The organism is Marinobacter sp. (assembly GCF_048259445.1).
Classification (GTDB): Bacteria; Pseudomonadota; Gammaproteobacteria; order Pseudomonadales; family Oleiphilaceae; genus Marinobacter.
Genome location: NZ_JBLXHQ010000002.1, coordinates 219370 through 236878, shown reverse-complemented (window position 1 = coordinate 236878; position 17509 = coordinate 219370). Strand labels below are relative to the sequence as shown.

At 53.5% G+C, this 17509-nt stretch carries 17 protein-coding genes; 10 read left to right on the top strand and 7 right to left on the bottom strand.

Translation table 11 applies throughout. The features are described 5' to 3' along the window. Positions 1-23 precede the first annotated feature (23 nt). The 5 genes from ACN0RL_RS02525 to ACN0RL_RS02505 form a co-directional block, all read right to left on the bottom strand. Positions 24-752, bottom strand: a complete 729-nt coding sequence (locus tag ACN0RL_RS02525) for an ABC transporter permease (protein ID WP_417513361.1) — start codon at positions 750-752, stop codon at positions 24-26. Further along, the gene (locus tag ACN0RL_RS02520) at positions 752-1456 is read right to left on the bottom strand and encodes an ABC transporter permease (RefSeq protein WP_417513359.1); all 705 of its coding nucleotides are present in this window, start codon (positions 1454-1456) and stop codon (positions 752-754) included. Before ACN0RL_RS02520 ends, ACN0RL_RS02525 begins: the two co-directional genes overlap by 1 nt. 69 nt (positions 1457-1525) lie before the next feature. Next, complete coding sequence (locus ACN0RL_RS02515; protein WP_417513357.1) at positions 1526-2278, bottom strand: transporter substrate-binding domain-containing protein; 753 nt, start codon at positions 2276-2278, stop codon at positions 1526-1528. Between the two features lie 85 nt (positions 2279-2363). Continuing rightward, the gene (locus ACN0RL_RS02510; protein ID WP_417513355.1) at positions 2364-3134 is read right to left on the bottom strand and encodes an ABC transporter ATP-binding protein; all 771 of its coding nucleotides are present in this window, start codon (positions 3132-3134) and stop codon (positions 2364-2366) included. A gap of 155 nt (positions 3135-3289) precedes the next feature. After that, positions 3290-4048, bottom strand: a complete 759-nt coding sequence (locus tag ACN0RL_RS02505; RefSeq protein ID WP_417513353.1) for an FCD domain-containing protein — start codon at positions 4046-4048, stop codon at positions 3290-3292. Between the two features lie 264 nt (positions 4049-4312). Between ACN0RL_RS02505 and dctP the strand changes: the two genes are divergently transcribed. From dctP to ACN0RL_RS02460, 9 genes are all read left to right on the top strand, one after another. Continuing rightward, the gene (dctP, locus tag ACN0RL_RS02500) at positions 4313-5449 is read left to right on the top strand and encodes a TRAP transporter substrate-binding protein DctP (protein WP_417513351.1); all 1137 of its coding nucleotides are present in this window, start codon (positions 4313-4315) and stop codon (positions 5447-5449) included. Between the two features lie 105 nt (positions 5450-5554). Further along, on the top strand, positions 5555-6259 hold the full coding sequence (locus ACN0RL_RS02495) for a TRAP transporter small permease subunit (RefSeq protein WP_417513349.1): 705 nt from the start codon (positions 5555-5557) through the stop codon (positions 6257-6259). After that, the gene (locus tag ACN0RL_RS02490; protein WP_417513347.1) at positions 6256-7791 is read left to right on the top strand and encodes a TRAP transporter large permease; all 1536 of its coding nucleotides are present in this window, start codon (positions 6256-6258) and stop codon (positions 7789-7791) included. The genes ACN0RL_RS02495 and ACN0RL_RS02490 overlap by 4 nt, the downstream gene beginning before the upstream one ends. A 19-nt stretch (positions 7792-7810) precedes the next feature. Then, positions 7811-8236, top strand: coding sequence for a GlcG/HbpS family heme-binding protein (locus ACN0RL_RS02485; protein ID WP_417513345.1), 426 nt, complete (start codon positions 7811-7813; stop codon positions 8234-8236). Positions 8237-8246: 10 nt separating this feature from the next. Continuing rightward, positions 8247-9719, top strand: coding sequence for an FAD-linked oxidase C-terminal domain-containing protein (locus ACN0RL_RS02480; protein WP_417513343.1), 1473 nt, complete (start codon positions 8247-8249; stop codon positions 9717-9719). Beyond that, entirely contained in the window at positions 9712-10779 is a 1068-nt protein-coding gene (glcE, locus tag ACN0RL_RS02475; RefSeq protein ID WP_417513341.1) for a glycolate oxidase subunit GlcE, read from the top strand. The genes ACN0RL_RS02480 and glcE overlap by 8 nt, the downstream gene beginning before the upstream one ends. 161 nt (positions 10780-10940) lie before the next feature. After that, the gene (glcF, locus tag ACN0RL_RS02470; protein WP_417513339.1) at positions 10941-12149 is read left to right on the top strand and encodes a glycolate oxidase subunit GlcF; all 1209 of its coding nucleotides are present in this window, start codon (positions 10941-10943) and stop codon (positions 12147-12149) included. Between the two features lie 132 nt (positions 12150-12281). Beyond that, a complete protein-coding gene (locus ACN0RL_RS02465; protein ID WP_417513337.1) occupies positions 12282-12725 on the top strand; it encodes a DUF4124 domain-containing protein in 444 nt (147 codons plus the stop codon). 83 nt (positions 12726-12808) lie between these two features. Then, entirely contained in the window at positions 12809-14023 is a 1215-nt protein-coding gene (locus ACN0RL_RS02460) for a multidrug effflux MFS transporter (RefSeq protein WP_417513335.1), read from the top strand. Here ACN0RL_RS02460 and ACN0RL_RS02455 read toward each other — a convergent pair. Beyond that, positions 14020-15765 carry a SulP family inorganic anion transporter gene (locus ACN0RL_RS02455; protein WP_417513333.1) on the bottom strand — a complete coding sequence of 582 codons (1746 nt, stop codon included), beginning with the start codon at positions 15763-15765 and terminating at the stop codon, positions 14020-14022. The two genes, ACN0RL_RS02460 and ACN0RL_RS02455, sit on opposite strands and share 4 nt — an antisense overlap. A 191-nt stretch (positions 15766-15956) precedes the next feature. Here ACN0RL_RS02455 and ACN0RL_RS02450 point away from each other — a divergent pair, with 191 nt between their 5' ends. Continuing rightward, the gene (locus ACN0RL_RS02450) at positions 15957-16112 is read left to right on the top strand and encodes a hypothetical protein (protein ID WP_417513331.1); all 156 of its coding nucleotides are present in this window, start codon (positions 15957-15959) and stop codon (positions 16110-16112) included. 50 nt (positions 16113-16162) lie between these two features. Here the strand turns inward: ACN0RL_RS02450 and ACN0RL_RS02445 are convergent, their stop codons facing one another. Further along, positions 16163-17266: a sterol desaturase family protein gene (locus tag ACN0RL_RS02445; RefSeq protein WP_417513329.1), complete on the bottom strand. Its 1104-nt coding sequence runs from the start codon at positions 17264-17266 to the stop codon at positions 16163-16165. Positions 17267-17509: the final 243 nt, after the last annotated feature.

Genomic DNA, 17509 nt, shown 5'->3' with positions numbered 1-17509 from the left:
GAAGTTTGATGATCGATGAAAACTCAGGAACCCACAGGCCGCTGATGCCGCAATAAATGATTCTCAAGTTTGCGGAACGCAAACACCAGAATAAACGTCAGCACCATGTAGCAGAGCGCCACAAAGATAAACGCATCAAACGGCGCATAAAACCGCGAGTAAATATTCCTCGCCGCACCCGTAAGATCCACAATGGTTACCACACTCGCAATCGCACTCGAGTGCAGCATGAAAATAACCTCATTGGAATACGCCTGAACCGCCCGCCGCGCTGCACTTGGCAGCACAATGCGCCGCATCCGCATAAACCAGTTCATGCCATAGGCTTTAGCCGCTTCTATTTCACCGTGGGGGGTCGAAATAATCGCACCGCGAATAATCTCAGTGGTGTAGGCGCAGGTATTCAGAGTAAACGCCAGCAGGGCAGGGTAGAAAGGCTCCCGGAAAATCTCCCACCAGAAGGTTTCCTGGATGCCGGGAATCTGGGCGACGCCATAGTAGATAATGTAAAGCTGAATCAGCAGCGGCGTGCCACGGAAAATATAGGTGTAAAACCACACCGGGCCAGACACAAACGGATTTTTAACCGTGCGCAGAATGGCCAGGGGAACCGCAAAAATCAGCCCGATGATCAGGCACAGAAATACCAGCTGGACGGTCGTAACCATGCCATCCCAGTATTCCATGATGGTCATGGCTGTAAAAATATCGTTCTTGTTAAGCCACGCAGCGAGAAAATCGGGAGGCATCATTAATTCTCCTGAATCACGCCGACGTTCGCTCGTTTATCGAGCCACTTTATGAAAAGCTCTGAGCCTGCCGTAAGGGCGAGATATACAAACGCCACCGGAATAAAAAAGTGAAACGGCATGCGCTCTGCTTTGGCTGCTTCCTCGGCCACACGAACCATATCCGTGAGGCCAATGATGGAAACCAGCGCTGTGGTTTTAAGCAGCACCTGCCAGTTGTTACCGATGCCGGGCAGGGCATGGCGCAACATTTGCGGAACCATCACCCTGCGAAACGTATGCCAGCGACTGAACCCGTAGGCGCGCGCTGCTTCAATCTGGCCGGTTTCAACTGCCAGAAAGGCACCCCGGAAGGTTTCCGTCATGTAGGCACCAAAAATAAGCCCGATCGTTACCACACCCGAAATGAACGGATTGAACTGGAAGAAAAAATCGATTTCGTAGGTTGCCCAGATATAGTCCGAGAGCATATTCACGCCCACCTGACCACCGTAATAGAACAGCAGCATCATCACCAGATCGGGAACGCCACGTATCAAAGTGGTGTAGGACGTAGCTATGCCAACCGCTACCCGGCTGTTTGACAGCTTTGCAGCAGCACCAATTAACCCGAGCGCCAATGCGAGGGCAAGAGACAGGAAGGCGAGTTCGATGGTAACAACCGCCCCGTTCAGCAGGGCCGGACCATAGCCTTTCAGATCAAACATGGGAGTGTCCGGTAGTCAGGGGCAGCCGTTACGGCTCCCCCTGAGGCTCGTAGTGTCAGATCTGAACGATCAGACCTTGACGTCGTAGGCGAAGTACTTCTTCATGATGGCGTCGTAGGTGCCATCTTCTTTCAGCTTACGCAGGGCCGCGTTCACTTCGTCAGCAATGTCCTTGTCGCGCTTGCGCATGGCAACACCTACGCCTTCACCGAGCTTGACGGGCTCGCCGACTTCCTTGAAGCCGTCTTTGGTAAGAACGGTTTGCTCGCCAACCGGGTAGTCAACAAATACCGCATCCAGACGCTGGCCTTCCAGATCCAGAACCATGTCATCTGCAGTGGTGTAACGCTTGATAGTTACAACGCCGCTCATTTCATCGGTTACAAAGGTATCCATGGTGGTGCCACGCTGAACGCCCACTGTTTTACCTTTCATGGCGTCCATGTCGGTAACATCAGCATTGAAGCTCTCAGGTCCAAACCAGCCGCCTGGAGTGTTGTAGTATGGCTCGGAGAAAAGAACCCGCTCCGCACGCTCTGCGGTGATCGACATGGAAGACATGATCAGATCAAATTTACGGGCCAGCAGGCCCGGAATCATTCCGTCCCACGCCTGAATGACGAATTCGCAGTCGGCCTTCATTTCTTCGCACATGGCCGTAGCCAGGTCTACTTCGAAGCCTGTCAGGTTGCCGTTTTCGTCTTTATACTCAAATGGTTCATAAGGTACGTCGAAAGCAATACGCAGATTGCGCTCTTCGGCCTGGGCACCGCTGGCAAACATAGCCAGGGCGCAACTTGCTGCAATCATCAGTTTTTTCATGTGTCACTTCTCCAGTGGATCGCCTCTCAGGCGTTATTTTTTATGGAAGTTTTATGTCCAACACCGGTTACGATAGCACCGCCTGTCAGAACTTGGGAGCCAGGAACTGCTTCATGCGTTCCGAGTCCGGGTGGTCAAACACCTTCTCGGGTGTTCCCTGCTCCTCGATAACGCCCTGGTGCAGAAACAGCACCTGGGTCGACACATCCTTTGCAAACGCCATTTCGTGCGTTACCACGATCATGGTGCGGCCCTCCTCGGCCAGGCTCTGCATAACTTTTAACACTTCTCCAACCAGTTCCGGGTCCAGCGCAGAGGTTGGCTCGTCGAACAGCATGACCTCTGGTTCCATGGCCAATGCCCTTGCAATTGCTGCCCGCTGCTGCTGGCCGCCGGACATTTGCGCCGGATAGTAATCCTTGCGCTCGTATATGCCGACTTTGTTCAGGTAGGCTTCAGCGCGCTCAATGGCTTCTTTTTTCGGAACTTTGAGCACGTTGATCGGCGCTTCAATAATGTTTTCCAGTACCGTCATGTGTGACCAGAGGTTAAAGCTCTGGAACACCATGGAAAGCTTGGCGCGGATTAATTCCACCTGTTTGTTGTCGGCAGGAATTCGCTCGCCTTTGCGGTTATTGGTAAACCGGATAGGGTCCCCATGCACAATAATATCGCCAGACGTGGGTGTCTCCAGCAGATTGATACACCGCAGGAAGGTGCTTTTGCCGGAACCGGAGCTGCCGATGAGGGAAACAACATCGCCTTTGCGGGTCTCCAGTGAAATACCTTTCAGCACTTCAAGCTGGGCAAAGGTTTTGTATATGTCCCTGCAGATCAAAGGCGCTTGGTCCGCCATGCGTGGCTCCTGAAGCTGTCGTTCAAAGGCGATTGTTTTACGGACTGTGGAGGTGGAAATCAACACCTTATCCACACAGTTTTACGATTTTTCAGCGTTGATGCCCGCAACTTATTGTGGCGGAATGAGTGTCCAATGCAAGCATTTTGCTGGTTTCAGTCGTGTGTGCCCCGTTGGCTGTCCTGGCCCTCTTGTTCAACGGGAATACGGATCAGCGTACTGCCTTCTTTTTCCATATCGCGCATGGCTTTGCTGACGAAGCGAACATGGGCCATGGCAACCTTCTGGGCGCTGGCTGGTTTGCCTGAAATAACCGCCTCGTACAGCTGTCTGTGCTGAAGAACAATTTTCTTGCGCATCTCTGCACGCGGGTTGAGGTTGGCAACCGACGCCTGAACGGTCATCAGCATCATGTTTTTCAGGCTATTGAGCACGTGAACCAGTATTGGATTGTGAGAGGCTTCGACAATCGCCAGGTGGAAACCATGATCCGGGCGTGCATTGCTAATAGGGTCGGTTTCTTCCAGAGCGCGGAAGGCCTTGGCTATTCGGTGACGATCAATACTGGTGGCCCGCTGTGCCGCAAGAAAGGCTGCTTGTCCCTCTAACTGCTCTCGCACCTCAAGCAAGTCATAGAGTGTTCGCGGGTGACCTTCAAAGAGGTGCATTAAAGGACCCTGTTCACGAAGATCAGCAGACCCGGGCACCATTGTGGAGACGAAAGAGCCTTTTCCGTGACGGGTTTCGATCACGCCACGCCCCTGCAATTCATGGAGTGCTTCACGGATAACCGATCGAGACACCCGCAAGCGTTCGGCAAGTTGCCGTTCCGAGGGTATTTTTTGTTCTGGCGCAAGCCCACCGTCGAGAATCATCCGTTCCAGCCGGTATGAGATTTCCTGTGAAATAGCCATCAGGGTGCCTGTAGATACCCACTGGTCTGACCAGCGTTTCGTGTAATTATTGTTAGTTGGCTTGAGTCACAAAATGCGCTTTAGCCCTGTAAATATGGACGATTCAGAGAGGTTCGTCCATTTTTTCAAATTTAAAAACTGGTCTGACCAGTACACTGCCTGCTGGACTAAACCGGGTCGGCGCACGAATATCGTATTTGATACTGGGCATTATGCCCGTGTTGCTCTGAACTCTATAAAAACAATTTTAGTGGAGACGTTTCGATGAAACCGAGCAAAACCAATACGAATGGCTGTGAAACCGGCACAGCCTCGCCCCGCAGAAGCTTCCTGAAAACCGCAGCACTCGGCACAGCCTTCGCCGGCGCTATGATGATGGGAGCCGGTCAGGCATACGCTGCTACAACCTGGAAAATCCAGTCTGTCTGGGATGCCGGCACCGTCGGCTACGATCTGTTTGAAGAGTGGTGTGAGAGCATCGAAGAAAAAAGCGGTGGAGAGCTTATTTTCAAGCCTTTCCCCGCCAAAGCGGTAGCCGCTGATAACAACGCGCTTTTCGAGGCCGTGCGCAACGGCGTTTTGCAGGGCATGAACCCGTTCACTCTTTACTGGTCTGGTAAAATTCCGGCATCGGTTTTCCTGTCATCCTACCCTGCAGGGCCGGATCAACCGCACCAGTGGGACACCATGTTCTATTCACTGGGGATGCTCGAAAAAACACGGGAAATTTATAAGAAATTCGGCCTGTTCTACGTGGGTCCGATCCAGCACGATTCCAACATTATCCACTCCAAAAAGGCGGTTAACAGTCTGGCCGACCTCAAAGGCATGAAGATTCGCGTGCCGGGCGGGATGGTAGCGGAAGTATTCCAGGAGTTTGGTGTGTCCACGGTCAGCCTGCCAGGCTCGGATATCTTTCCGGCTCTGGAAAAAGGCACCATCGACGCAGCTGACTATGTTGGCCCTGCTGTGAACTATGAACTGGGCTTCTCCCAGGTTACCGACTACATCATGTTCGGACCTCCTGGTGTTATGTCTATCTACCAGCCCGTGGATCTGATGGACCTTACTGTCAACTTGCGGAACTGGAACAATCTTGATCCGAAGCTGCAGAAGCTGGTGGAAGATGAAGTGCGCAATTACTCGCAGGTTCACTATCTCACCATTCAGAAGCGCAACATCGAGGCCATGGAGAAGTTCAAGGCAGATGGCGATACGGTTACCCGGCTTAGCCAGGCTGACCTTTCTGAGTTCCGCCGCAAAGCGATTCCGATCTGGTACAAGTGGGCCAACAAAGATGACGATGCCCGCGCAATTTTTGATATGCAGCTGGAATACATGATGAACGACACTGTTGGTTATGTAACCGAAGCTGATCTGGAAGGCGTGGAAGGCAAATAAGCCCGCGTTATCTGACAACAATAAAAACATAGTGGGGAAGGGCAGGGACTGCTCCGGGAAAAGAGCCGTCCTCCTTCCCTGTCTTGTGGTTGAGGTAGTAACAAGATGTCTGACCTAGAAGGCTTCGGATTTGTAATGCCGCACTGGTTGTACTGGGGCTGGTTGGCAGTAATGCCGCTGATCATGATGGCGTGGTATCGATGGGCCACTGCCCGGGGTGCTGAGCCTGTTGAGCCTGAATTGACCCCTGGTGAGTTACAGGCAGAATCAGATGACCCTCTGATATTCCTTCAGTTTGAAGGCAACTGGTTTACTCGTTCCATTGACTGGATCAGTGACAAATCCGGTGAATTTGTCTCTTTCTGGACGATCAACGCGGTCGTTTTTTACTTTTTTGAAGTGGTAATGCGCTACTTGTTCAATCAGCCAACCGTGTGGGTGCACGAGGCCAGCTTCCTTCTCCTGGGAATGCAATATTTGCTCGCAGGTTCGTTTGCAATGCTGCATGGCGCCCATGTGCGGGTTGATGTCGTGTACAACTTTTTGCCGATAAGAGGGCGGGTTGGCATGGACATATTTACCTCGATGTTTTTCTTCCTGTTTGCGCTGGTACTGATGATCACTTCCTGGACCTTCTTCGAGAACTCCTACTCCATGAATGAAACCACGGTTGAGACCTGGGGCATCCAGTACTGGCCAGTCAAAGGCATGATGCTGCTTGGCTCTGCTCTGCTGTTGCTCGCCGGTGTATCCAAGCTCATCAAGGATATTGTTCTGTTTGTCCGCCTCGGCCAGGAGCGTGTCGCATGACTACAAATACAACGACTGCGTCAGGCCCTAACCTGGCGGGTAAGCTTGGCACCTGGCTGATGATTCTGGCCACAGTAGGGTTCGCTTTTGTCATCTGTGTCGAGATGATCAATATTCTGTTTTACGATCCGTTCAGCGATGAGAAATTCCTGTTCAAGTTTGCAGGCAGTCTTGGCAGTGTTGAAATTGGCCCGTTGACATACCTGATGTTTGGCTCGCTTTTCGTTGCTTTGATGATGGGCTTGCCACTGGCGTTCGTAACGGGCGGCCTTGGAGTACTGTTTGTCTATCTGGTGGGCGATTCGATGATGTTGAACATCGTGCCCAGCCGGATTTTCCCGATGATGACCAACTCCGATCTGGCTGCGATACCCCTGTTCATATTCATGGCATCCATGTTGGAGCGTGCAGGGCTGATCGAAGAAATGTTCAGTGTGGTTTACAAATGGATGGGTGGGCTGAGTGGTGGCCTGGCAACCGCAACCATCCTCGCCTCTACCCTTCTGGCTGCTATGGTCGGAGTTATTGGCGCGGCCGTTGTAACCATGGGCATTATTGCCTTGCCTGCCATGCTCAAACGGGGTTATGACCATCAGATTGCCATAGGCTCCATCATGGCCGGCGGCACTTTGGGTATCCTTATCCCGCCTTCCATACTGGCCATTCTGTATGCGGTTGTAGCCCAACAGTCGGTGGGAGAGCTCTACCTGGGCTCGGTGATTCCGGGGCTGATGCTTTCAAGCCTGTATATCGCTTATGTGTTGATTCGCAGCTGGCTGAACCCCAGCCTCGGTCCCCCCGTTCCGGTTGAAGAACGCATCTCTCTGAGCGAAAAACTGGCTCTTCTCAAGGGGCTTATTGCGCCCCTGATTCTCGTGGGTCTGGTTCTTGGCCTGCTGTTCGGTGGCATTGCAACACCGGTTGAAGCGGCGGGTATAGGTTCGTTCGGCGCCATTGTAGTCGCCATGATGCACGGCAAGTTCACCATCGGAGGCCTGCGTGAGGCCTCAATAACCACGGCCAAAGCTTCTGCCATGGTGTTGTGGATCATGTTCGGGGCTTCTGTGTTTGTCGGGTTTTACATTCTGCAGGGTGGTCAGCAATTTGTAACGGACGCCATTCTGGGTACGGGCATGTCCTCTTACGGCATTCTGTTCCTGCTTATGGTGCTGCTGGTGGTGCTGGGCATGTTCCTGGACTGGGTCGGTATTCTGTTGCTGGCGGTTCCCATCTTCATCCCAATCGTGAAAGCACTTACGTTTGAAGGTCTCTTCGGCTTGCCGCCGGTGGACGGGGATGATGTGGTGCTCTGGTTCGGGGTGTTGTATCTGGTCAATATGCAGATGTCGTTTCTTAGTCCACCCTTCGGTTATGCGTTGTTTTATATCCGTGGTGTGTGCCCGCCGGAAATTTCCATGGGAACGATTTTCAAATCTGCCCTGGTGTTCCTCGCCATTCAGGCTTTTGGTCTGATGGTCTGTATTGCTGTTCCGGGTGTTGTGACCTGGCTGCCAGGGCTTGTATACGGTTAATGAAAAGGAGAAGGGTTTTATGTTGTCGATAAAGAGACTTGATCTGGTTGAGGCGCGTTTGCTGATTGAAGGCGCTGCCATCAAGGCCCGGGAAATAGGCATTCCGATGTGCATCGCCATCGTGGACGAATCCGGAAACCTGGTTGCTTTTGAACGCATGGATGGTGGCAAAATTACGAGCGTAACCATCGCGCAGGACAAAGCGTTTACAGCTGCTGCTGCAAAGAAGGCGACCCATGATTACAACGCTGTGAACGTACCGGGTAGTCTGGCCTTTGGTATTCATACCGAAGTGGGCGGGCGAATAAGCTCTGTTGGTGGCGGTTTGCCTGTGATTATTGATGGCGAGGTTGTCGGCGGTATCGGGATTAGCTCTGGTACGCCACAACAAGACATGGATTGTGCTCAGGCCGGAATAGACTACTTCGAAACCCAGCGTGGTTGAGAGAGGCGTTATGGCAACTAAACCAAAGATCAGCAAAGCAGAACTGGCTGATCAGTTCCGGGCTTTTATTGATCCGGAATACGTTATTACAGATGACGAAACGATAAAGCCGTACGAATGCGATGGCATGTCCATGTACTGCGAAATGCCGTTGCTGGTGGTGTTGCCGGAAACCGTTACTCAGGTGCAGCGGATAATGCGCACCTGTAACGAACACGGGGTCCCGGTAGTTGCCCGGGGAGCAGGGACCGGGCTCAGCGCCGGTGCCATGCCCAATAAAGAGGGCGTGGTGCTCTCGTTGGCCAAGTTCAACCGCATTCTGCATATCGATCCGCTGGCGCGAACGGCCAGCCTTCAGCCGGGTGTGCGCAATCTCGCTATCAGTGAGGAGGCTGCTCAATACGGTCTCTATTACGGGCCGGATCCTTCGTCGCAGATTGCCTGCACCATTGGCGGTAACGTAGCGGAAAACTCGGGTGGTGTGCACTGTCTGAAATACGGTTTGACGGTACACAACATACTTAGTGTGGAGATGGTGACTGCTGAAGGCGATGTGGTGACTGTCGGAAACAGCGGGCTGGATAGCTGTGGCATGGATCTGCTTGCCTTGCTGACCGGCTCTGAAGGGCTGCTGGGTGTAGTAACCGAAGTGAAGGTAAAGCTATTGCCCAAGCCTGAGGTGGCACAGGTCGTGATGGCCGGTTTTGACAGCGTTCAGAAAGCCGGCGATGCAGTTGGCGGGATTATCTCACACGGCATCATTCCGGGCGGTCTTGAGATGATGGACGGCCACGCCATTGTGGCGGCTGATGATTTTGCCGGCGCCGGGTACCCCCGTGATGCCAAAGCGCTGCTTCTTTGCGAAGTGGACGGTACTGAAGAAGAAGTGCACGAGCACATCGCCGAGGCCGAGGCGGTTTTCAAAAAGCTCGGCGCTACGTCGGTGCGCACCTCACAAAGCGAGCAGGAGCGGGCATTGATGTGGCTGGGCCGGAAATCCGCTTTTCCGGCGGTTGGCCGCATATCGCCCGATTACTACTGCATGGATGGCACCATTCCCCGTCGCCATATTGCGAAGGTACTCACGGATATGCAGGAGCTGTCTGAGGAGTTCGGGTTGCGTGTGGCTAACGTATTCCATGCGGGCGACGGCAATCTGCACCCGCTGATTCTGTTTGATGCAAACGTGCCTGGAGAGTTTGAGCGTACGGAAGCCTTCGGTGCTGCCATTCTCGAGATGTGCGTTGAAGTCGGTGGCTGTATTACCGGTGAGCACGGAGTGGGTGTGGAGAAAATCCGCCAGATGGCCGTTCAGTTCAACGACCAGGAGCTTCAGCAGTTTCATGATGTGAAGGCGGCGTTTGACCCGGCGGGTATTCTCAACCCCGGTAAAGGCGTGCCCGCGCTGAAGTTCTGTCAGGAATACCGCTCACTCGAGCATAAACAACACAAGCACGAACATACGGAAGCCGCCCATGGCTGATATCTCTCAACAACTGCAGGAGCAAGTGCTCCAGGCCCGCTCTGGCGGGGAGAAGCTCAACATTATCGGCGGTGGCACAAAAGCCTTTATTGGTCGGGAACCAAGCCGCGATGCCAGCGACCTCAATGTCGGCGGGCATCGCGGGATTGTCGATTATCATCCGGTAGAACTGGTGATGACGGTTCGCGCCGGGACACCCTTGCGTGATATTGAGGCTGTGCTTGCCGAGCAAGGTCAGGCGCTGCACTTCGAACCGCCTCACTTTGGCCCTGAATCCACCATCGGCGGAACCCTGGCCTGTAACCTTTCAGGCCCCTCCAGGCCCTGGGCAGGGTCTGTGCGGGATCAGGTACTGGGCATACGTCTGCTCAACGGGAAAGGGGAGCATTTGCGTTTTGGCGGCGAAGTGATGAAGAACGTCGCGGGCTACGATGTATCCCGGCTCCAGGCAGGCGCACTTGGCACCCTGGGAGTCATTACTGAAATCAGCCTTAAAGTGATGCCACACCCGGCCGCCAGCCTCACTCTTGTGCAGGACATGGCAATGGATGAAGTGCTGCACTACATGAACAGCCGCGCAGCAGAGCCAAAGCCGATCACCGCTGCCTGCTGGGTCGACGGCAAGGTTTACCTTCGGCTCTCTGGCGCCAAATCGGCGGTTGAAGCTACCGCTGAAAAGTGGAGCGGCGAGGTTATGGAGAAAGGTGAGGCGTTCTGGCGCTCAGTGCAGGACATGCAGCACGAATTCTTTGCTGACAAAGATGCACCGCTCTGGCGCTTCTCTGTAGGTTCCACGGCCGATAACCCTGGCCTTGAGGGCAACTGGTTTATCGACTGGGCCGGCTCTCAACGCTGGTTCCGCGGAGCTGGAGAGCTCAGCGACATGGAACCACTGGCTCGCGCCGCCGGCGGGCAGGTGAGCCTGTTCCGGGGTGGTGATCGCACCGGCGAGGTAATGCACAGCCAACCCAGTGCGCTTAAAACCATTCAGCAGCGAGTGAAAAATTCGTTCGACCCCGACGGTATATTCAACCCCGGACGACTGTATAGCTGGATGTAGATCTACCAAGGCCAGACAAGCGGCCGAGCCATGCCCCTTCTGAAACTGTGCGAAGCCATGGATGGCGTAGCCAAGCGTACAGGGAAGTATTTACAGCGTGTTTCAGAAGGGGTATGGCTCGGTTGCTACAACACCGAATGAGAGTTCAAAGCGGGTAAAACATGCAAACAAACCTGGTTCAACAATTTGCCAACACAACGGAAGGACAGGAAGCGGAAGCCATCCTGCGGGCCTGCGTTCACTGTGGTTTCTGCACCGCAACCTGCCCGACCTATCAGGAACTGAATGATGAGCGAGACGGCCCCCGTGGCCGTATCTACCTCATGAAGATGTTTCTTGAGGGTGCCGAAGTTACCGAAAAAACCCGTGAGCATCTCGATCGCTGTCTCACCTGTCGCAGCTGCGAAACCACCTGCCCTTCCGGGGTTAAATATGGCCGCCTTGTAGACATCAGCCGGAACCTCATCGATAAAGAACTGCCCCGTGGACCGAAAGACAAATGGATGCGCTGGGCCCTGGCGCGGGTTCTCCCCAACCGCGTGCTGTTCGGTTTCATGCTGCGTCTCGGGCAGACTTTTGCCCCCATACTGCCCGGCAAGCTGCGCGCCAAAGTGCCACCCAGAAAGCATGCCAGCCCCTGGCCGGCTGCGAGCCATAACCGGATTGTTCTGGCTCTGGCCGGCTGCGTGCAGCCATCAGCAACACCGAACACCAACGCAGCAGCGGCTCGCGTGCTGGACAAGCTCGGCATTACCATGGTTGAAGCGCCGGAAGCCGGGTGCTGTGGTGCCGTGAACTACCATCTTTCCGAACATGAGAAAGGTCTGGAGCGCATGCGCCAGAACATTGATGCCTGGTGGCCGGCTATTGAGTCCGGTGCCGAAGCTCTGGTAATGACAGCCTCTGGCTGTGGCGCCATGGTTCAGGATTATGGGCACTTGCTCAAGGATGATCCCGCATACGCTGCGAAGGCTCAAAAAGTCAGTGAACTCTGCACAGATCTTGGCGCGTTCCTGTTGAAACAGGACCTTGAAGCTCTGAAGGTTCAGCAGAATGCCGGCAAAGTGGCGTTTCATTGCCCCTGTACGCTGCAACATGCCATGAAACAAAGCGGTGTTGTGGAGCAGGTGCTAACCAAAGCCGGTATTAATCTGGCAATCACCAAAGACAAGCACCTGTGTTGTGGATCAGCGGGCACCTACTCCGTGCTGCAGCCGGAGCTCAGCCAGAAGCTGCTGAGCAACAAGCTCAAAGCGCTGACCATAGACAGTCCTGACCGTATCGTAACGGCCAATATTGGCTGCCAGATGCATCTGGAGACCAAATCCAGTGTGCCGGTGCAGCACTGGGTGGAGTTGCTCGACCAGTAAGTGTTGTCCGGTCCCGGATTTCACTGGCTGTCGCACTTTCCACTGCAATCTCTGTTGCAGTCTCCATTACACACCCTGTGGTAATCGTTATACTGCCCCGGCAATTAACGTAACCACAGGGAGTGGATTGTTATGCCAGGGATTATGGCAGTTGCGATTCTGACATTTGTTTACTCATCATCGGTCTTTGCCGATATCTACACCTGGACAGACGCCAGTGGCGCTGTGCATTTCACAGATACCCCACCACCTGATAAGCATCACCGACCGGTTGAAGTGGCCGCCCCGGTGACTGTACCAATGGCTGAGAATGTTCAGCAGCACCGGCGGATTTCGGCGATCCGTAAACAGGTGAAGGGCATGCTCTCATCTGATCGCAAACGTGATTCAGCGCGTAACAAGTCGAAAGAGAGGGCGCTGGCACAGCAGAAAAAAACCTGTTCCAGCTATCGGCGCAAGCTCGCAAAGATTCAGGCGCAGCTAAGATCTGGTTATGGAAATAGTAAAGGCAATAGCCTTCGGAGCAAGCGCCGTAATGTTAGTCAGGCGCTGAGCAGGGAGTGTATTTTGCGCTGATGATGTAGACTGTTACGTAATAAGCACCCTAACAATTTAAGGTTTTTCATGTTCTGTCTGGTTACTTTTTTGGGGGCGCCGGTTTGAAAGCAACGGCTCTGTCTCATCTTCAACTAGCCATCCTGCTGGGCATGACCGTAGCCCTCGGCCCTTTGGCACTGGACGCCTACTTACCAGCGTTTCCGGAAATCGCCGATGATCTCGGCCTTGGCCACGGAGGCGTGGGGTTGACGCTGAGTGCCTACGTAGGTGCCCTGGGACTTGCGCAACTGCTGGGCGGGCCATTGTCAGACCGTTATGGCCGGCAGCAGATTCTGTTCACTGGCCTGGCGGTGTTTTCCTGTACAGCATTCATGATTGCCCAGGCGCAAACACTTCCGGAAATGCTGGGCTGGCGGATTGTCCAGGGCATTGGCGGAGCCTTTTGTGCGGTGTCTGTTCCGGCCATTGTTCGTGATCAGACCCATGGGCAGGATGCCGCTCGCCTGTTCGGGCTGATCGGGCTGGTTATGTTCATAGCGCCGGCTGCAGCACCGTCAATCGGCACCCTGTTGCTGTACCTGAGTGAGTGGCATTCGATTTTTCTGGCGTTGGCGGTTTATGGCGTGTTGTTGGCCATTGTTCTTCACTTTGTGCTGTTCCGGCGGCTGCCGCCGCGGCAAAAAAGTCAGACGCCTGTGTCTACGCTGGTTACCAACTATGGTTTGGTACTTCGCCATCGCGTAACCATGCGGTTTGTTGGTTTGCAGGCGCTATGTTTCAGCGCCATGCTGGTGTTTATAACCCACGCATCGTTCATCTATCAGGAATGGTTCGGGCTCTCCAACGCAACATTCTCTGCCTTGTTCGCTGCGAATATCGTCGCTATGGCCAGCCTCAATCTGCTCAATCGGCGCTTGCTCAACCGGTATGAATCGGTGCGGATACTCAGGGGCTGTGTATTTCTCCAGGCTATTGCTGTCAGTTTATTGGTAACCAGCGCCTGGGCAGGCGCACCCTATTGGGTGGTTGCTGCCTGCATCATCTCGTCTGTTGGCTTCATGGGCGCTATCATTCCCAACAATATGGCCAACGCTCTGGAATTTTTTCCGCACCTTGGGGGCACGGCTGCGGCCATGCTTGGCGCAGCGCAGTTCACCATCGCTGGCGCGATAAGCGCGTTATCGGCTGCACTGGCTGGCGGAACACTGTTGCCTATTGTGATAGTTATGGCTTTATGTGTATTCGGTGCTGCCATATTGGCGGCTGGCGGCCCGGGTGCTGTTGAGCGGGAAACCCGGCCTGAGCCAAACCACTAAGTCCGGCGCCGCCGGGTTTTCGCGGCATTGCTTTGCCTGGCGATTGATGCACGGGAACTGATGCCCTGGTCAATGTACAACACGGCATCCGTTATCTGGGGGAACATATGCTCATCCAGAACATACTCCCGTAAAGCCGCAGAGTGTGTGAGGGTGTCACGAACCGGACCTATCAGGCTTACAAGGTAAAGCTGAATGCCTTGTTCCCGCAGGTTTTCAATTACGCTTTCAAGCATGATCAACGAGGTGCTGTCGATGCTGCTGATGGCTTGCGCATCCAGTATCACGGCCTTCAATGAACCCTCGGGGCGTAGTTTCATCATGCTGTACAGCCGCGATTTGAAATAATCCTTGTTGGCAAAATACAACGGCGCATCGAAGCGGAAAATCAGCAGGTCCTTGCGCACGCTGATGCTTTCGAAACGATGGATGTTCCGGTAGAGATCCTCACCGTCAATCTTGCCCAGCTCTGTTATGTGGGGTGTTGTGCTGTTGTATATAACCAGTACCAGCGACACTGCCACACCTACCAGTAACCCCTGCTGAACGCCCAGTAGCAGTGTGATGAGGAAAGTGACCAGCAGAATCACAAATTCCTTTCTGTCCTGCCGAAACAGAACTTTCATTTCTTTGTACTTGAACAGCCCCAGCACCGACATCACGATGATTGCCGCCAGAACAGCTTTGGGTAAGGGATAGTCGGCAAACAGCGGCGTAAGAAAAACCACGGTGACGGCAATCAGACCGGAAGAAACGATTGCAGACACCTGAGTCAGGCCGCCTGCCTCACGGAAAGCGGCACTGCGTGAAAAACTGGCGGACACAGGGAAACTGCGGAACATTGCACCCAGGGCGTTCGCCAGGCCAAGCGCGACCAGTTCCTGGTTCGGCTGAACGGTGTACTTATCCTTCGGCGATTCCTGGGACTTGCATATCGACATGGTGCCCACGAACCCCATCAGGGCCACGGTAAATGCCACCGGCAACAGCTCGGTGAGTTTATCGAAATCGATATCCGGGAATTGCAGCGGAGGGAAGCCCCGTGGCACTGAGTTTATGACCTCGACACCTGCAAGCCCAGCATGAAACAGCCCCGACAGCAGCATGCTGCCAACCAGCAGGAGCAGTGCGTTGGGTAGCTTTGGCAGGAAGCGTTTGCACAGAAAGATAAACAGCAGGCTCGCCACTGAGATTCCCAGCGTAACGCCGTGCCAGTCGCTGATGTGTGTCAGCAGCTGCCAGGAGAGGTCCAGCACATTGGCGCTGTCGACATGAACACCTGCCAGGCTCTGGAGTTGGCTACCTATGATGATAATCGCTGCAGCAGAGGTGTAACCGACAATAACCGGGTAGGAAAGAAAGTTGACAATAAAACCGAAGCGCAGAAGCCCGAAGGCAAACTGAATCAAGCCCACTAGCAGTGTCAGCTCGATCGCAAGTTGCAGGTACTGGTCCGTTCCCGGTTCTGCAAGCACGCTCAGGCCGGAGAGGATAAGAATCGCATCCAGCGCTACCGGCCCAATGGAAATCTTGTTGGACGTTCCGAGTAAGGCGTAAAGCAGTGGAGGGAAAATCGAGGCGTACAGCCCGAGCTCCGGTGGTAGCCCGGCGAGTACCGCGTATCCCATGCTTTGCGGGATCAGCATGACGCCAATAGCGAGGCCCGATACCACATCCTGTCTTAGCGTATGGGTTGTATATCCCTGTAGCCAAAGCAAACCAGGCAGTAATTTGTAGAGCATAGAGGCAGTTATTCGCTGGGGAGCTGGCCTTCAAGTGTGTGTAAATCAATGAGCCGAATCAAGAGATATCAGCGCGGCCGGCTGGACGCTTTCCCTCGATCAGCGGGTGAGTGTCTTTCCGTATGCTCGTTGAAGCATCAGCAGGTGCTATAATCATGGGGTGTAAACACAATACTGTTGGAGATATTACTATGGCTAGAAAGAAGGCAAAGCCCACCAGGCACAGTGAAGTGCAGCGTGATCTTAAAACCCCGAAATACCAGATGCGTGTTGTTGAGGATAAAAGCAAATACAGCCGCAATCGCGACAAGAGTGTACGGATGGAGGATTTTCGCAAGGCTGCCTGAGAGGTGGTTTTACGAAAATCCTTCGTTCGCTCTTCTCTTGCTCCCCGGCTTCAATAGCCTGCATTCTCATGCGTTTTATCATATGCCAGCTGCGTGCTCCCCTTAAGCAGATAAGCGCAGGTATAGAGGCATGTAAGTATTACCCCAGCAAGCCCCGCTTTTTCCCATATAGACAGATTGAACTGCTCAAGTAGCAGATAGCTGATAAGCGGCAGGGTCGCTAAAAAGAGCGCGACTGCGAAGGTTTTTTTCCAGAAGCTCGTTTCAGGATCGTACTTTTTATAGTTTTCAATGTCATAGGGCTGCCAGGGATCTGATTCCGCAACATCTGCAGGGCGCCAGCCCGTTGGCATGAACCAGAGTTTGATTTTGTCTGGCCATTTTTGCGTATTCACTGCGTCTTTCCACAGTTTTGCCCACCAATCTACGTGAGCGGATACAGGATCCCAGCTGCGATAGGGCTTACGCACACCAAAAACACAGGGTTCGTCGTCACGCTCTTCAGCCCAGGTTCCGAAAAGCTTGTCCCACAGCATGATCACACCACCATAGTTCCTGTCGACGTACCGGGTATTCACCGCATGGTGAACGCGATGGGCTGAAGGTGTGTTAAGAATGCCTTCAATGAAAGGTACGCGACCAATGGAACGGGTGTGTATCCAGAACTGGAAGAGCTTGTTCAACAGCAGCACGGTTGCAAATACTTCGACCGGGCAGCCCATCAAAGCCATCGGAATAAAAACAGGGAACATCAACGTGTCCTGAAAGGCGCCTTGCCGCAGAGCGACAGTGAAATTGTATTCCTCGCTCTGGTGGTGAGGCAGGTGGCCACTCCACATAAAGTTAACTGTGTGAGACAGGCGGTGGCCCCAATAGTAGAAAAAGTCGAAAACGAAGAAAAACAGAATCCAGGTAAGCGCAGAGCCCATACCCCAATCAATCAGGCCAAATCTTCCTGACAAAAAGGCAAAAATCAGGAATAGCCCACCTTTGGTAAAGAGCTCAAAAATCAGCGTAACAATGCCGCAGCTCATGTTGGTAAGGCTGTCGTTCAGCCGAAGTGTTGTCCGGTTTTTACGCCAGAAGAAGAGTGATTCCATGGCAATGAACAGTAGAAAAAAAGGGATAGAAAAAGCGACGTAGTGGTCCGCCATTATCAGCCTCATTATTGTTTTATTGGTAACGCCAAGCCCCACTGCAAGGAAGTGAGTATGGCATTTAATCCAGGCTGGGAGTAAATGTCTTCGGGTAGGTTTTTATAGTAGTGAGACGTGTTGCCGATTCGGTAAGGCACTTCCGAAAGATTGTTGACGCAATCATGGTCATGGCTAACAAATTGCAGTTAAATACAGTTGCTGAAGTTACAGAGCGCGCAGGGCAACTGCTTCATTACCAAT

Coding starts and splice junctions, on each gene's coding strand:
- ACN0RL_RS02525 (WP_417513361.1), bottom strand. CDS start 752: ATGATGCCTCCCGATTTTCTCGCTGCGTGGCTTAACAAGAACGATATT.
- ACN0RL_RS02520 (WP_417513359.1), bottom strand. CDS start 1,456: ATGTTTGATCTGAAAGGCTATGGTCCGGCCCTGCTGAACGGGGCGGTT.
- ACN0RL_RS02515 (WP_417513357.1), bottom strand. CDS start 2,278: ATGAAAAAACTGATGATTGCAGCAAGTTGCGCCCTGGCTATGTTTGCC.
- ACN0RL_RS02510 (WP_417513355.1), bottom strand. CDS start 3,134: ATGGCGGACCAAGCGCCTTTGATCTGCAGGGACATATACAAAACCTTT.
- ACN0RL_RS02505 (WP_417513353.1), bottom strand. CDS start 4,048: ATGGCTATTTCACAGGAAATCTCATACCGGCTGGAACGGATGATTCTC.
- dctP (WP_417513351.1), top strand. CDS start 4,313: ATGAAACCGAGCAAAACCAATACGAATGGCTGTGAAACCGGCACAGCC.
- ACN0RL_RS02495 (WP_417513349.1), top strand. CDS start 5,555: ATGTCTGACCTAGAAGGCTTCGGATTTGTAATGCCGCACTGGTTGTAC.
- ACN0RL_RS02490 (WP_417513347.1), top strand. CDS start 6,256: ATGACTACAAATACAACGACTGCGTCAGGCCCTAACCTGGCGGGTAAG.
- ACN0RL_RS02485 (WP_417513345.1), top strand. CDS start 7,811: ATGTTGTCGATAAAGAGACTTGATCTGGTTGAGGCGCGTTTGCTGATT.
- ACN0RL_RS02480 (WP_417513343.1), top strand. CDS start 8,247: ATGGCAACTAAACCAAAGATCAGCAAAGCAGAACTGGCTGATCAGTTC.
- glcE (WP_417513341.1), top strand. CDS start 9,712: ATGGCTGATATCTCTCAACAACTGCAGGAGCAAGTGCTCCAGGCCCGC.
- glcF (WP_417513339.1), top strand. CDS start 10,941: ATGCAAACAAACCTGGTTCAACAATTTGCCAACACAACGGAAGGACAG.
- ACN0RL_RS02465 (WP_417513337.1), top strand. CDS start 12,282: ATGCCAGGGATTATGGCAGTTGCGATTCTGACATTTGTTTACTCATCA.
- ACN0RL_RS02455 (WP_417513333.1), bottom strand. CDS start 15,765: ATGCTCTACAAATTACTGCCTGGTTTGCTTTGGCTACAGGGATATACA.
- ACN0RL_RS02450 (WP_417513331.1), top strand. CDS start 15,957: ATGGCTAGAAAGAAGGCAAAGCCCACCAGGCACAGTGAAGTGCAGCGT.
- ACN0RL_RS02445 (WP_417513329.1), bottom strand. CDS start 17,266: ATGGCGGACCACTACGTCGCTTTTTCTATCCCTTTTTTTCTACTGTTC.